This is a genomic window from Paenibacillus sp. J45TS6 (assembly GCF_018403285.1).
Classification (GTDB): Bacteria; Bacillota; Bacilli; order Paenibacillales; family Paenibacillaceae; genus Paenibacillus.
Map to the genome: position 1 here is coordinate 1 of NZ_BOSJ01000028.1, position 14,483 is coordinate 14,483.

At 42.6% G+C, this 14,483-nt stretch carries 15 protein-coding genes; all 15 read right to left on the reverse strand.

Annotation, left to right across the window (positions count from 1 at the left end; all coding sequences use genetic code 11):
• Window positions 1-233: 233 nt before the first annotated feature.
• The 15 genes from KJS58_RS23415 to KJS58_RS23485 all read right to left on the reverse strand — a co-directional run bounded on the left by KJS58_RS23415 (window position 234) and on the right by KJS58_RS23485 (window position 14,339).
• Window positions 234-1,355, reverse strand: coding sequence for a DUF4179 domain-containing protein (locus KJS58_RS23415; RefSeq protein ID WP_213535951.1), 1,122 nt, complete (start codon window positions 1,353-1,355; stop codon window positions 234-236).
• On the reverse strand, window positions 1,336-1,923 hold the full coding sequence (locus tag KJS58_RS23420; RefSeq protein WP_249717843.1) for an RNA polymerase sigma factor: 588 nt from the start codon (window positions 1,921-1,923) through the stop codon (window positions 1,336-1,338). Before KJS58_RS23420 ends, KJS58_RS23415 begins: the two co-directional genes overlap by 20 nt.
• A 146-nt stretch (window positions 1,924-2,069) precedes the next feature.
• Window positions 2,070-3,512, reverse strand: a complete 1,443-nt coding sequence (locus KJS58_RS23425; RefSeq protein WP_213535953.1) for a radical SAM protein — start codon at window positions 3,510-3,512, stop codon at window positions 2,070-2,072.
• 27 nt (window positions 3,513-3,539) lie between these two features.
• The gene (locus tag KJS58_RS23430) at window positions 3,540-4,337 is read right to left on the reverse strand and encodes a prolipoprotein diacylglyceryl transferase (RefSeq protein ID WP_213535955.1); all 798 of its coding nucleotides are present in this window, start codon (window positions 4,335-4,337) and stop codon (window positions 3,540-3,542) included.
• 61 nt (window positions 4,338-4,398) lie between these two features.
• Window positions 4,399-4,662 (reverse strand): B-box zinc finger protein, encoded by a 264-nt coding sequence (locus tag KJS58_RS23435; RefSeq protein WP_213535956.1) that lies wholly within the window; start codon window positions 4,660-4,662, stop codon window positions 4,399-4,401.
• Between the two features lie 104 nt (window positions 4,663-4,766).
• Window positions 4,767-5,150 (reverse strand): hypothetical protein, encoded by a 384-nt coding sequence (locus tag KJS58_RS23440; RefSeq protein WP_249717845.1) that lies wholly within the window; start codon window positions 5,148-5,150, stop codon window positions 4,767-4,769.
• 310 nt (window positions 5,151-5,460) lie between these two features.
• Window positions 5,461-5,901 carry a DinB family protein gene (locus KJS58_RS23445; protein ID WP_249717846.1) on the reverse strand — a complete coding sequence of 147 codons (441 nt, stop codon included), beginning with the start codon at window positions 5,899-5,901 and terminating at the stop codon, window positions 5,461-5,463.
• 74 nt (window positions 5,902-5,975) lie between these two features.
• Entirely contained in the window at window positions 5,976-6,497 is a 522-nt protein-coding gene (locus KJS58_RS23450; RefSeq protein WP_306433115.1) for a HugZ family pyridoxamine 5'-phosphate oxidase, read from the reverse strand.
• A 21-nt stretch (window positions 6,498-6,518) separates the two neighbouring features.
• On the reverse strand, window positions 6,519-7,292 hold the full coding sequence (locus KJS58_RS23455) for an ABC transporter ATP-binding protein (protein WP_213535961.1): 774 nt from the start codon (window positions 7,290-7,292) through the stop codon (window positions 6,519-6,521).
• Window positions 7,293-7,294: 2 nt separating this feature from the next.
• The gene (locus tag KJS58_RS23460) at window positions 7,295-8,284 is read right to left on the reverse strand and encodes a FecCD family ABC transporter permease (RefSeq protein ID WP_213536017.1); all 990 of its coding nucleotides are present in this window, start codon (window positions 8,282-8,284) and stop codon (window positions 7,295-7,297) included.
• 24 nt (window positions 8,285-8,308) lie between these two features.
• On the reverse strand, window positions 8,309-9,337 hold the full coding sequence (locus tag KJS58_RS23465; RefSeq protein ID WP_213535963.1) for a helical backbone metal receptor: 1,029 nt from the start codon (window positions 9,335-9,337) through the stop codon (window positions 8,309-8,311).
• 225 nt (window positions 9,338-9,562) lie between these two features.
• Window positions 9,563-9,877 (reverse strand): DUF2628 domain-containing protein, encoded by a 315-nt coding sequence (locus KJS58_RS23470; RefSeq protein WP_213535964.1) that lies wholly within the window; start codon window positions 9,875-9,877, stop codon window positions 9,563-9,565.
• A gap of 353 nt (window positions 9,878-10,230) precedes the next feature.
• Window positions 10,231-10,791, reverse strand: coding sequence for a CPCC family cysteine-rich protein (locus KJS58_RS23475; RefSeq protein ID WP_249717850.1), 561 nt, complete (start codon window positions 10,789-10,791; stop codon window positions 10,231-10,233).
• A gap of 204 nt (window positions 10,792-10,995) precedes the next feature.
• On the reverse strand, window positions 10,996-12,405 hold the full coding sequence (locus tag KJS58_RS23480) for a glycoside hydrolase family 1 protein (protein WP_213535966.1): 1,410 nt from the start codon (window positions 12,403-12,405) through the stop codon (window positions 10,996-10,998).
• 26 nt (window positions 12,406-12,431) lie between these two features.
• A complete protein-coding gene (locus KJS58_RS23485; RefSeq protein ID WP_213535968.1) occupies window positions 12,432-14,339 on the reverse strand; it encodes a beta-glucoside-specific PTS transporter subunit IIABC in 1,908 nt (635 codons plus the stop codon).
• Between the last annotated feature and the right edge of the window lie 144 nt (window positions 14,340-14,483).

A 14,483-nucleotide genomic window follows, 5' to 3' on the forward strand; every position in this document is an offset into this window, starting at 1 on the left:
ACTTTTATTATACAAAAAATCAGGATGCCTTTCCTCAATATTGAGGAAAGGCATCCTGATTTTAGATATTGGACTTTTTCAGTGGCCTCGCAGCATACCGAAGTCATCTCATTGCCGCTTAAACAGCGGCGCATCCTTTTTTTTAAAACTGTCTACTTAATAGGGTTCAGTTCAACCTATCTTTATAGATTGCTCTTTTACTGCTATTTTTCATTTTTCCAGCTTCATATTAACTATTTCTCAATATCCACTTCAAACTCTAGTTCAGGAAAATAGGCTTTCATCACATTCCCTTCCTCGTCAAACTTAACCTTCCCTTTTTCGGTGTCACTATATATATTTTGATAAGGTTTGATGATAATCTTAGACGGGAGCGTAGTAAAAGGTTCTAGCCGGAGATCTGAAATCATTCCAGAGCTATTTGCCTGACCTCTCCCATTTCCACTTATTATTCTCAGCTCATTACCTTCATCATCATACACATCGTAATGCATACCTATCGTTAGCGGATCATATTTCATGCCTTCCGGAAGAACGAAACGAGTCGAGATATTTGTCGTTATTGGTGTTAGTTCCACCCTTTCCAGTGTTACTGTATAGATCCCTTGGGTCTTGGTCATATTCGGAGAAATATCAATGATATCCTGTTTTGTCTTCTCAACGGGAATATGCATAACGACAGGGTCCTCAAATGGTTTGACGTCCAGGCTTAACGTAAGCATGAACGAATCAGGAAAAGGTGTTCCTTGTTGATTTCGTAAATCGGAAAATTCCAAAATCACAGAATTCTCAGATGCACCAGGATGAAAAAATTTAGATATCCCACCATATTTGGGTGCATACTCGTTTATATCTCTTCCGTTGATCTGCAGCGTATAGCCGCTTAGATCTTCGTTCAGCTTCTCTCCTGACTCATCCATATTATCTTGCGTCGTTCGTTCTAAACTCAGTGAGACCCTTGTGCCGTCATAGATGATTTCCGGGACCGTAAATGTGGTATCCCCTCGAACCACACTTATATTTGGGGTATCCGCTAATTTTTTTTCTGATGCTGTCCTCAGTCCAAGATCATCCACAAATGCAAAGATACTCTTCATCCCAGGAACTTGCTGCAACGAATCGGCCATTGTTGGAGATACAAATCCACTCCCTACAATCACCAAGACTGCTGATGCCGCTATAGCCGTTGAAACCGCAATTTTCTTCCACATCTTCTTTCGCCCCCTACGCTTCGTTTTATTTTGATAAATCTCCACCATCACTCGATCTGTAAGATCGATAGGAACCTCTTTTTCTCGTATCATTCGGATGACCTGATCCATGGGTTCCTCTTTTTTATGTAAATGATTCTTCATACGTCCCACCTTCCCCATTTCTTTTGATCAGTTTTTTTCGAATACGTTCATATTTTTTCCTCGCCGTAGCCGCCTTGATATTCATGACTTGTCCGATCTCATCATAGGAGTAGTCTTCCACTGCGCGAAGCAGCAAAATATGTTTTTCATCAAAAGAAAGATGATCCATTAGGATCTCTAATCTGTCAGTGCTTTGGACGTCCTTCTTGTATGCCAATTCTGCCGAGTAGGTATGCTTGAAGATTTTGAGCAGCTCTACATCTCGAAATTTCTTTTTATTGAGATTCATACAGTGGTTGTACGCAATTTTATAAAGCCAAGCTGAAAAAGAACCGGGTCTCGTGTAGCTTGCTATGTTCTCATACGCCTTAATAAAAATGTCCTGGACTGCATCCTGTGTCATTTCGGTCTGCTTTAATAAGTAATAACAATACACATAGATTTGCCTTTGATACTTCTCGACAATGACTCTATAGGGCTCGGTCTCTCCCTGCTGTATCCTCTGGATCATATGATCTAAATGTAATTGCTCACGATCGTCTGTACTGTTCCGCTGTATAGAGTTCAACAGTGCCTCTCCCTCCTTTCCACGCCTATATAACAATTCATAGTTTCGAAATGTGACATTACATTAAAATAATCCCGATAAATTCTTCACACAAAAATAAAAGCCGGAACGCATCTCTGCTCTCCGACCCTTCTCTATCCTAAAATCTAATTCTCACTCACTGGTATGACCTTGGTATCTCGATCCCATGCGGTTACAATCTCATTTTTCCGTTCTTTCAGCAGCTCTTCCTTATCGTCCCGATAGAACAAATTATAGGTGTCAAAAGGAATGATCCGTCCATCAGGATGGACAATGTGAACACAGGACTTTTTGACAGAACGCACATCAAAATTGTGTGCATCGAGGAACTGCATAATGATCACCCGGAACACGTTGTCATACGTAATCTCTTCGGGAACAGCTGCGAGCGGTAGGCAGCAGAGTAAGCTTTTCAGCGAAAGAGCAGAAGACTCCGGCGAGTGTCCGGTCGACAACAGCTCAAACATTTTATCTCTGATCACCGGATCTTGTTCATATATAATTGTATTACTGTCCCCTTCGAGTAAAATGTCCGGATCGATCATTCCTGTCAGCGGAATAACTTGTCCGCCAAGCTTCAGCGCATATCCCATTGCCAGGCAGTCCGGGTGACATGGAACCGGTAAAATATCATCGTCCTCAAATACTTCCGACTGGTCAATAATCATCTGCCTCACTTCACTCACCGTCAGACGATCTGTTGCAGGGTCATATCCTTCGAGTCTGCCTGCCGCCTGAATAGGCTGAATGGTGACTCCGCGAACGGCTTTCTGCTGAAGACCATACTGAATTATGTCACCGATCTCTCCGTCATTAAGTCCTTTTTTTAGTGTAACGACGAGTGTAGTGGAGATGTTAAATTCATTTAAATGGTCAATGGCCTGCTGGCGGATTCTTCTTAGGTCTGCCCCTCGCAGCTCTTTTAGTACATGTGCTTCAAAACTGTCGAACTGCAAATAGACCTCAAATCCAGGAGCATATTCAGATAACTTACGGGCAAATTCCCGGTCCTGTGCAATGCGAATCCCATTCGTGTTCACCATAATATGCTTGATGGGCCGCGATTTACACATATCCAAAATTTCAAAAAAATCAGGATGCGTTGTCGGCTCCCCGCCGCTGATTTGCACGATGTCTGCTTCGCCTTCATTTTCGATAATACGGTCTAACATAAATTCAATCTGAGCAAGTGACCGATACGAGGTACGATGCGGGGAAGATTCTGCAAAACAGATCGGACACTGCAGGTTACAGTGATCGGTAATCTCCAGTAAGGTTAGGCAGCTATGCTGCTCATGATCTGGACATAATCCGCAGTCATAAGGGCATCCGTACTTGATCGGAGTATTCCACACGAGCGGCATTTCTGAAGGCTTAATAAACTTACGAGTCCGGTGATAATACTCCACATCGGTGGAGATAAGCACTTTCTCCGGTCCGTGAATAAGGCATCTTTTGACCATGTAGATTTTGCCGTCTTCTTCAATCACCTTGGCTTCTACTTTGCGATAACAGGTCGTACATATACTATTCGTCAGCTCATGATAGAGATAAGGACGGTTAGGCATGAAATCGCTCCTCCTGTTAAATACAGATTAGGCTTGCATATTCGAACTCGTTATTTGATGATCTACCTTCTTCTTGCCATAAATAAGCCAAGCATAATAAAGCACACCAGCGATGCAGGCAAGCTGAATATTGTTCAGTCCGAGGTAAGGATGAGGCGTAGGTTTGATCCATTCAATACCCAGACGAAACAGCAGATAACCTGCCATAAACCACTGGAACATCCGCCCAGATACATACTTTACTTGAGTAGATGTAGCGCTTTTAACACGGCTCTGACGATAAAGCGGGATGAGCACTATAGCTAATATAATAAGAAAGAAAATTTCATAGAGCTGTGCCGGATGACGAGTCACCCCATCTCCAAAATCCACACCCGTAATCCATGTCGTCGGCGTACCATAGGTATGGTCAGTAAGTCCGGTAAGAAAACATCCAATTCTTCCTATACAAAGACCAAGCATCAGCGGATACACAAAATCATCCCCCGTCGATTGGGACCAACCTACCCAGCGCTTTGTAAGTTCCACCCCGATCAGTCCTCCGAGTAACCCTCCGACAATGGTCTTTCCACCCCATAAGAGTTGTCCTTGACTAAGATGCTCCCAAGTGGCGACCGGGTCCTCCAACCAAAACAGCAACTTGGCACCAATCGCTGCACCCAGAATCGTACCCGCTAATATTTGCAGGCTCATCAAAGCAGACATCCCGCTCGGTCTTCGTGTCCATAGATAGACCCTAAATCCGATAAAATAGCTAAGGGACTCAAATAGTACATGTGGGTGAATCCGCAAGGACCCAATAGTAAGATACACAGGAAAATCCATCAGTCCACTCCTAGACATAGATAGTAATAACTAACATTAGTGAATCATTTTCATAATACCTTTAGTACGATAATAAAAAGGCACCGCATATCGTAATTAAGAGTACGGCTAGTCCTCCAATGATCGCTAAGATCGCCACAATGACTTGCAAAAGAATATTTTTCTTAGGCTCATGAATAGAAGAAACTGCTCCATTATTGATACACTGATCACGGCAATATCCCGTCGCTGAGTCATAGCAGTTCTCACAGATCGGCTTACCACACCTTCTACACTGAGCAACAGCCTGCTTATCCGGATGGTTCATACAGAGAAATTCCGTCATCACTTCACCTCTATTTGGTAAGTTTTGTTATTTATTGTAACTTTATTTTTGGTATTACGCTAGAATGTGGTGTACCTTTCGTTTTCAGATGAGAAGCCTACCATTTATTTTTTAATAAAAGGGTCGTATCCTTTCGCCTTGATCGCATCAACCAGTTCAGGACTCATCGCAAAATTCGAAACCTCATTTGTTTTGTAATTGACAGATACGTTGAAGTGTTGGTCCTTATTCCCGATTACATTCCCCTCCAAACTAACTCTGTAACTTACATAAGTCGGCAGCATTTGTTCCCCCGTTATTTCCACATCGAGTTCATATTTTTCTTTTAGATGTTCCATCGCTGTAATTTTGGCCTGATCAATAATCGCTTGATTATTCATTTTCTTCTCCAAGTTATGGTTGTATATTTTTTGAAATCCTAATGCGAGCAAAATAATAATAATGATGCCCAGCAGAACCATTAAGGGCCGAAACTTGAAAACAATCACGATCACCCCCTTAATTTTCTTTCTTATAAGCTATGAACCTAGCCACAGCAAACAGATTATGTACCATAATAATCCATATACTGGATATATAGAAGCTTTGTTTCCATATTTTAATGAGATATGAAATTAATTTACCTGTAAAATAATTATTCTGCTTGAACATACAAAAGAACCCGGGAGATGCTCTCCCGGGCTCATTCTATTTATCTTTTATTTTTTACCGATCTGCCTGATATAGGCTCTCTCACTCTTCACCAAAACTTTTATCTGTCTAGACCTTACTTACTTCAATTCCTAATCTTCTCTATTCTTATACCTGCTTTGCTGCATGCTGCTTCTTTATATATGAGATTTGTCCTGCATGAATACCTGTATGATACATAAGACGTCCTACGGCTTCGAGCGGTGTGGAGTCGCCAATAGGACATTTTTTAATTTCATTCCATTCTTCCTCAGGCAGCTCCGACATTCCCTGAATAAGCCAAGTTTGAGACGCCTCTAAAAATGATACAATCTCTTCTAAATTCGTGAATGTTTCTTTACTGCGTGTAGCCCCTCGGTGCGTGTGAATAACAAGATCTTCCGGCATCGGCTTATTAAAAAACCATGCTGCAAACATATACTCTACCTCGGCATTATGCCTGAGCATATATCCGATCGAAGTATCGTCCATTTGAAGTGCAAGTTCTTCGTTAGTCAGCTGCTTTACCGTATTTAGAAAACGGCTTTGAATTGCATTCCATACTGGCATGATTGTAGCAAAGGTAGACATTTTCTTTCTCTCCTCCTTGTTTCTATTTGATATCACATTACCCGGTTATTCCTTTATTTCGCTGCTGCACTGCTGGCATGACCATCGCGGGCTACATGCTCAATTCGGTCTGTGGCAAGGTCTAGATCAAAAGCAAGACCGAAGCCTGCCACGTATCTTCCTGTCTGCGGAGTAAGCTCGAACAAGGAGAAATCGAGTCCCCGCAGCATTGTTACAAGTTTCGCTGGAAACTTCTCTTCAAATAGAGCGAATACTTCTGGATATCCCTCATTCCCCACATTATTCGCTGTACAAGGGAAGCGAGCCCGCTGTCTTGCAAATAGATTACCCGAAGCTGCCTCATCTTCAATTAGCATCACGTCCACTTGCGGACGTTTATCCAGATGATGATAGTGATTTGCAATGCGGCTGATATAGATGTACATTTTATTGTCATACGCTACAAAAGGAGCATAAGAAATGAAGGGATTTCCTTCCTCATCTAACGTACTTAACATGAGCGATCTCAGCTCACCTGTAAATTCCAAGTACTTATTTTTCACTTCTTCCATATTGATCCGATTCATATTCATCATGTTTATTCCACCTGCTCCATCCTAAATTTTATGAAGTACATGTATTCTAGGTTTTCTATCTTTCGTTAACTCTACATCGACCTCGACGCCGTATACACTTCGGATTAATTCTTGGTTTAGTACATCCTTTGGAGTTCCATATGCTTTTCGCTCTCCGTTCTGAATGACACATACTTTGTCGCTGTATAAACTCGCATGGTTCAGATCATGCAGCACCATTACTACTGTGATCCCAAGTTCCTTATTCAGTGTCTTCACCAGCTCCAGAACATCCAGTTGATGCGCAATATCTAGATAGGTGGTCGGTTCATCAAGTAATAGCAGCTTGGGACGCTGGGCGAGAGCCATGGCGAGCCAAGCTTTTCTTGACTCCCCGCCCGATAAGGAATGAACCAAGCGGTGCTCATACCTTGTCATATTCGTCTGTTCAAGCGCCCACTGAATGATCTCACGATCCTCCTGAGTGAGTTGTTCGTACCACTTTTTATGCGGCATCCGTCCAAAACCGACCAAATCTCCAACGGTCATATCCATAGGGCTTACATTTGATTGAGACAACATACATAGCTGCTTCGCCACTTCTCGGACATTCATTTTCTGGAGTTCCTTACCCTCAATGGTCACTCCGCCGCTTGCGTAAGGAATAAGGCCGGATATGCTTTTGAGCAGTGTTGATTTCCCTGACCCATTCGGCCCGATGATGGAGACAACTTCTCCTTTTTGAACGGTAAGCGACAGGTTCTGAACAATTGGCCGTTCTCCGTAATGTACATGTACCGATTCTACTTGCAGCAATGCTATGCCCCTCCTTTACGCATCAGATAGAGAAAATAAGGCCCTCCTACCATCGCCATCACAATACCCGCCGGAATTTCAAGCGGACTAAACATCGATCTGCCGATCGTATCGGCTATAATCAATACGACAGCCCCCAGCGCTAAGCTAAAAGGAAGGCTGTATTTATAATCCGAACCGATCATCATACGTGCCATGTGTGGAACGATGAGACCAACAAAGCCGACAAGCCCAACCATGGAGACGGAGACCGAAGCAAGAAAGACAGCAACAAAAGAAAGCGTAATCCGCACCCGATTTATATTTTGGCCGAGATTATGTGCTGCTTGTTCTCCAAGCCGTAAAATATTCGCCTGCCGTATGCATAGAAGTGCCATAATCCATCCCGCCGCAGAATAAGGTAGAATCGTCAGCACCGCATCCATTCCTTTTCCCGATAAACTCCCGTTCATCCATGAGAGCGCAGCGGGTAATTTGTCACTATAGAGAATAGATAGTAGTCCGATGACTCCGCCAAAGACGGCATTGACTGCTACCCCTGATAAAATAATGCGAATAGGCGTTATCCCCTGTGTCTTGGTCCAAGCCCATCCATAAACCATTGCCGCAGCAATCCCTCCGCCGACGATAGCTGCAATGGGAATAAGCGAGGATAACTCCGGTTTCACCAGCATGATAAAAAGTACCGTAACAGCAGCACCGCTGGAAACCCCAGTTAGCCCAGGGTCTGCCAGCGGATTATGCATTACGGCTTGAAGCAGCGCACCCGAAACCGCTAGATTGGCTCCGATGATCAGCGCGAGGATCACCCGCGGAATACGTATATTCCATAGGATGGTGTTCCATTGTTCACTTCCCGATCCAGTTAAAGTCTGAAGGACTTCTGCAGGAGATAACCTCACGCTTCCGATGCCGATAGCAAGAATAATAATGATCAGTAAGATGAGATACGTAATTGCAAGAAGTAACTTCCGGCTTCTCTGCTGCCCTATTGTATTCACAAGCTCATAATCCTCCTATTCCCCGTACAAAACGGTGGAAAGTGCTTTATAAGCGTCAGGCGTTTTGGATAGGGAAGCAACACCAAACAAGTTATAATCCAGTGTTTTCATTTTTCCATTCTTGAAAGCATTCATTTTCTCCCATGCGCCGTTCTTCTTCACATCTTCTTCAAACTTCTTCGCTACCGCTTCAGCATCTCCGTGAGCCACAAGTAAAATCACGTCCGGATTCGCTTCTACTACACTTTCCATATTAAAAGGAACATACGTCTCGGTGGACTGCATTGTATCCGTAAGTACATTCGTTGCGCCTAGATTTCTAGCGAGACTTCCAGCAAATGTATCTTCATTCATCAGCATGAGATAATCGGTGGAACCGAATAAGAACATAACAGTGGGTGCATCTTTTCCTTCTACTGATTTCACAATTTCCGATTCCTGTTCAGCAAAAGAACTCAGCACCTGCTCTGCCTCAGCTTCTTTATCGTAGAGACGTCCTATGGCAACTAGTGAAGCTTTGAGTCCATCTAATGAATCAACGGGGAGATATGCTCCCTTTAAACCGGAAGGCTTCAGCATTTTTTCAATGCTGTCTTTAATTGATTCGGGTGACAGTATTGCATCAGGTGTAAGGCTTGCGATCACTTCGAGATCCGGCTGATGAGATGACCCAACTTTCTGTACATCTTGGTAAGCTGCTGGCAGTTCACTTTGTGTAGTCGGTACACCTTCTAGCGATAATCCTAAGTCATTAAATAATTCTGTAATGGCTACTGACAAAGTTACAGTCGTACTCGGTGTTTTATTATCAAATTGAGACAAAATTTCTTCTACTAATGCTTCGTCTACCGCAACCGTTGCAGCAGCTTCATCTGCTGCTGGAGTAATATCTTCCGATCCCGTTGTTACTGTTGTATCTGCGGCTGCTTGCTGCTGAGCATCAGAACTGGTTTCACTGCCGGCCCCTTCCTGATTCCCACACGCCACCATAACAACCATGGTTAAAGCGATAATTCCTAATTTCAACGACGAAACCTTCTTCATACCTTCATGCCCCCTGATTTATTGTTATCTCTCTATGTAGACGAGTAATTGATAATGATTATCATTATATGTTGGATGATAATGGTTATCAATGGACTTTTTCCGGCTTACCCATGGATTAATCTCACTATGTTTTTATGTTCTTCACACCTGTTCTTTCTCTGTACATGAATAAAATGCAAAAAACCTTCTAACGATGGATTCGTTAGAAGGTTTTTATGGTGTTTACGCTATTCTAGAGATAATGCCATTACTCTCAAGGACTACACGGTCGGACTCATTCACAGGGCGATATCCTTTTTCCAAAAGTTCTTTAATATAAATCTTGTTGTAAACAAAAGAAAATACAATGCCACAAACCCATGCTCCAAATCCCAGTGTAAAGGATCCAAGAATAGCAGCAAGAATGAACATAATAGCTGCCCACTTTAAATCCCCTCTAAATAATGCAGGAAAGAAACCAAAGAAAAATGTTGTCCAGCTGAATCCTACTTTAACGTCCTTTGCTACCCCTGCTTCATTAGCTAATACGACTCTCACCGTTCCACACTCCTGTTTGTTGTTAGAAAAGAGCTTGTCACTTGGATAAACTGATCTACTTTTTATCTATATAGGTCTTATGTATTACTAAGTGACAAATCACATCTTTTCATCTAGTCAATTATTCCTAATATATCGGTTCATTACATGGATAATTTTAGAGATATCTCAATGATTTATTATAAATATGTAAAATTATATCAGCTTCTCCTGCATATTTTCATTCCCATCAGGCTCTCGGAACTATAAAAATCCCTCATCATCATCCACGTTTGCGTGTTTGTAAACATCTCAATCAGCGGATAAGCTGAGGGATCCCTTAGAATTATATTGTTTTTTTGAGTTTATCTTACCTATTTTTTATACTTGATTGTGCCGAGAGCTGCTTCCTGTTTAAATACTTCTTCCCACTTCTTATCGGTTCCTAATGAAATTCCTTCAGTAGCCCAATTTTCCGGTTTCTCAAGCTGATCATAGGCTTCCATAAGCCGCTTGTTAGCATGAATAACCGCTTCTCTCTTCTGTGATTTCAAGACTTTATTATCATGGTAACCAAGGAAATGTTGCTTAAAAATCCCTCTCGCTGCGGTAAGCGAATACTCCTGATTAGCCCCGCCCCATACCTTGTCAGCCTGGTCATCTCGCTGGCCATCGTCTTCCCAGCCGCAAAGTATACAAACCTCATATCCATAATTCTGGATTTCTAGTGTAGGATAACCACAACATGGACAAGGGAATCGTTTCGGATCTATTTCTTCTTCATCATAGTCATAGAACTCCTCATCCTCCATCCACTTTGCTGCCTCTCTTCTAGAAGATATTTCTGTATCAATCACTAGCGGAAGCCAGAGAAACGTACCTATTAGAAAATGAACAACCTTACTCCCCTTTTTGCCAACCATTTGATTCAACATGCGTTTCATTCCCTAGTGATTAATCATGCTGCGCTAACATTCTACAGAAACCGGTTCATATTCACCATGAATAAAATGGAATTTCGTTTTCAAAATAGTTCTCGCTGAGGTTCTATAATGGGATCAGTCGATCAAAAGTAAAACAACAGCGATTCTCCAAATAGGAAAATCGCTGTTGTTGTTACACTTCAGAAACGGGGTGAATTAGCGTACTTCTCCGCGCGAAGCAATCAACTTCTGATACCAGTAGAAACTATCCTTACGAATCCGTTTCAAATCCTTCAAGTCAAACTCATCGCGGTCTACATAGATAAATCCGTATCTCTTACTGGATCCTTGATGCGTACTAACCAGATCAATTGCAGACCATGGACAGAAACCAAAGACCTCAACGCCGTCTGTAAGAGCGAGTTGAATCTGCTCAATATGTTTACGGAAGAAATCAATCCGGTACGTATCTTTTACAGTACCGTCTTCTTCTAATTTATCAAATGCACCCAGTCCATTCTCTGTCACGATCAGCGGCAGGTTATAGCGGGAATAAATCTGGCGCAATGTCGTACGGAATCCAACCGGATCAATCTCCCATCCAAATTCCGTTTTTTGCAGATTCGGGTTAACGGATCCGCGATATGCTCCCGGCTCACCAACAATCTCATGCTGGTCACCTGTGTGGGAGAAGTCATTACCGTCATTTTTGCTCTCGCCCACCGTCTGAGAAGTATAGTAATTGAAAGCGATGAAATCCGGTTTACCTGACTTGAGGATTTCCATATCGCCTTCCTTAATCTCAGGTTCATAACCTTTTTCCACCATATAACTCCAGGCAATATGATTGTAGCGTCCATATACCGCCATATCTAGATACAGCCAATTGCGAATTGCCGCATAATTGTCGGCAGCTAGTACATCTTCAGGTTTGGAGCTAGCTGGATAAATAACACCGATGTTTGGTGCAGGACCAATCTTCGCATTCGGCAGCATTTTGTGACACAACGCCATAGCTTTCGCTTGAGCCACCAACATATGATGGTTCTGCTGATAAAGCTCTTTTTGAGGATCAGTCATATTTTCATTAAGTGTTCCAATAGATCCCGGATGCAAGATCAGCATGTTCTGCTCATTAATGGTCAGCCACCATTTAACACGATCTCCGAAATGTTCGAATAGTGTCTTGGCATACTGTTCAAAAGCATCAATGGTAATTCGGTTGGACCAACCTCCTCTTTCTTCCAGCGCATACGGGAGGTCGAAATGATACATTGTCACAATCGGTTCTATACCGTATTTTAACAATTCATCAATCAGTGAGCTGTAAAAGGCTAGTCCTTTGGGATTTACTTCTCCATCGCCATTCGGATAAATTCGTGTCCAAGCAATTGAGAAACGATATGCTTTAAAGCCCATTTCTGCCATGAGTGCCACGTCTTCTTTATATTTGTGATAGTGATCACTACATACTTTGAAATCAGTAACACCTTCTACATGATTGGCAAAATCAATGACGGATGGACCTTTGCCATCTTCATCCCAAGCTCCTTCGAGTTGGTAGGCCGATGTTGAACCTCCCCATAGAAAATCCTCAGGGAATGCGCTTAATTTTTTGTGTAACATATTCAGTTCCTCCTTATATATAGATGTTATTTAACCAGTGTTAGAAGAATATCATTCTTATTAATTTTGGATTGAGTTGTTTCAAATATCTCAACTTCATTTTGCGTCAGTGTAACAATAACGGGAGTGGTTGTTTCATAACCGGCTGCCTTAATTTGTTCCAGATCGAAACGAATTAACAAATCTCCCTGTTCCACTTTGTCTCCTTCTTTCACCATAGGAGTAAAGTATTTCCCTTTCAGGCTGACCGTATTAACACCGATATGAATTAAGACATCTGTCCCTGCTTCCGAAGTGATACCGATTGCATGTCCTGTTGGAAATAGGGAGGTTACAACCCCATCCATTGGAGCGACGACTTCTCCTACAGCCGGAACTACTGCGAGTCCTCTGCCCATTGCCCCTGAAGAGAAAGCTTCATCGCTAACCTCACTGAGTGACAATGCTGCACCTGTCAACGGGCTGAAAATGTACTCTTTCTTCAAATCCACTGCTGGACTAACTGAAGGCGAGTTCGGTACTGATGTTGGTGCTGTTGGTGCTGTTTCTACAGGTTCTACTGCCTCTCCACCCTCTACTGTTTCTGCCTTCTTCGGTTTACTTTCGTAGCCGAACAACAGTGTCAGCAAGAAAGCTGTACCCAGAGAAACAATCAAGGAAATTACAAATATACCGCTTGGCTGCTCTACAGGAATCGAGAAAATATTGTGGAATACGTATGCCGTATACTTAACATCAAAGTGACCGTTTATCGCACCACCCAAAGCTCCGGCTATAGCTACAATAGGGATAACTCTTTTATATTTGAGAATGATCCCATATACGATAGGTTCTGTTACCCCTGCCAGTAGTCCGGTAATTCCAGTGGAACCAGCAATGGTTCTCAGCGATTTATCTTTTTTAGCCTTAATAAAAATACCAAGTGCGACACCAATCTGTGCAAATACTGCAGCCGAAGCCATCGCTTCAATTGGATCACCGCCGTTTGCGATATTCTGCAGCGTAATAGGTGTGAATCCCCAGTGCAGTCCGAACACAACCAGAAATGTCATGCCGCCGCCTAGTACAATACCTGATAAAATACCACTGACTCCAATGAGCCAGGTTACCCCTGCTGCAATCCAGTTACCAACATTCGTACCAAACGGCCCTAAGACAATAATCGTAAGCGGTACCATAACCATTAGTGAAATCATCGGTACCATGAAAATCTGCAGGTCTTTCAAAATGATCTTCTTCAACAATTTTTCTAGCAGTGCATAAACACTAACTGCGATAAAAATGGGGAACACGCTGGATGCATAGCTGACAATAGTGAGCGGTATCCCTAAAAATGAATGATCTGCGCTGCTGTCTAACAATGCAGTAAAACTTGGCTCTAATAGAGCAGCGCCGATTGCCCCTGCTACATAAGGGTTCGCTTTTAACTTCATCCCAAGTGTAATACCAAGGAATATCGGCAGGAAATAAAAGACCGCGTTACCGGCTGCCGATAAAATCATATAGGTATCGGATGTTTCAGACAACCATCCGAGCATCGGCAGGACAGTTAACAGTGCCTTGAGCATCCCTGCACCAGCCATTACTGGAATGAGCGGTGAGAAGCTACCCGAGATCACTTCAAACACTTTAGACATCGTCGAAACTTTTTGATCTGGATTATCTTGTTTCGAAGAAGTATTGGCAGCAAAATTGGTACTCTTAACGATCTCACTGTAAATACCAGCGACACTGCTTCCAACTACAACTTGGAATTGTCCTCCGCTTTCGACTACCGTAATAACTCCTTCATGCTTTTCAAGCTGTTCTCTTTGTGCTTTTTTATTATCTTTCAGACTGAACCGCAGTCTGGTAGCACAGTGAACTAAATCATTAATGTTCTCTTCGCCGCCAACAAGTCTTACGATATCTTGAGCCATCATTTTGTTATCCATCATGCTAACTCCTCTCTTGTTGTAGTATTTAAGATTTGAGGCAAAAAAAATACCTAAACGAAAGGGTATGATCACACAGATGTGATCGTACACACTCGTTTAGGTATCGCCTGCTTTACCAGTAACAATCCTGTTGTTTAGGTT

What these genes read in the sequence shown, in the direction of transcription:
- KJS58_RS23415 (WP_213535951.1), bottom strand. Translation starts at nt 1,355, where the DNA reads ATGAAGAATCATTTACATAAAAAAGAGGAACCCATGGATCAGGTCATC.
- KJS58_RS23425 (WP_213535953.1), bottom strand. Translation starts at nt 3,512, where the DNA reads ATGCCTAACCGTCCTTATCTCTATCATGAGCTGACGAATAGTATATGT.
- KJS58_RS23430 (WP_213535955.1), bottom strand. Translation starts at nt 4,337, where the DNA reads ATGGATTTTCCTGTGTATCTTACTATTGGGTCCTTGCGGATTCACCCA.
- KJS58_RS23435 (WP_213535956.1), bottom strand. Translation starts at nt 4,662, where the DNA reads ATGACGGAATTTCTCTGTATGAACCATCCGGATAAGCAGGCTGTTGCT.
- KJS58_RS23445 (WP_249717846.1), bottom strand. Translation starts at nt 5,901, where the DNA reads ATGCCAGTATGGAATGCAATTCAAAGCCGTTTTCTAAATACGGTAAAG.
- KJS58_RS23450 (WP_306433115.1), bottom strand. Translation starts at nt 6,497, where the DNA reads ATGATGAATATGAATCGGATCAATATGGAAGAAGTGAAAAATAAGTAC.
- KJS58_RS23465 (WP_213535963.1), bottom strand. Translation starts at nt 9,337, where the DNA reads ATGAAGAAGGTTTCGTCGTTGAAATTAGGAATTATCGCTTTAACCATG.
- KJS58_RS23475 (WP_249717850.1), bottom strand. Translation starts at nt 10,791, where the DNA reads ATGTTGAATCAAATGGTTGGCAAAAAGGGGAGTAAGGTTGTTCATTTT.
- KJS58_RS23480 (WP_213535966.1), bottom strand. Translation starts at nt 12,405, where the DNA reads ATGTTACACAAAAAATTAAGCGCATTCCCTGAGGATTTTCTATGGGGA.
- KJS58_RS23485 (WP_213535968.1), bottom strand. Translation starts at nt 14,339, where the DNA reads ATGGATAACAAAATGATGGCTCAAGATATCGTAAGACTTGTTGGCGGC.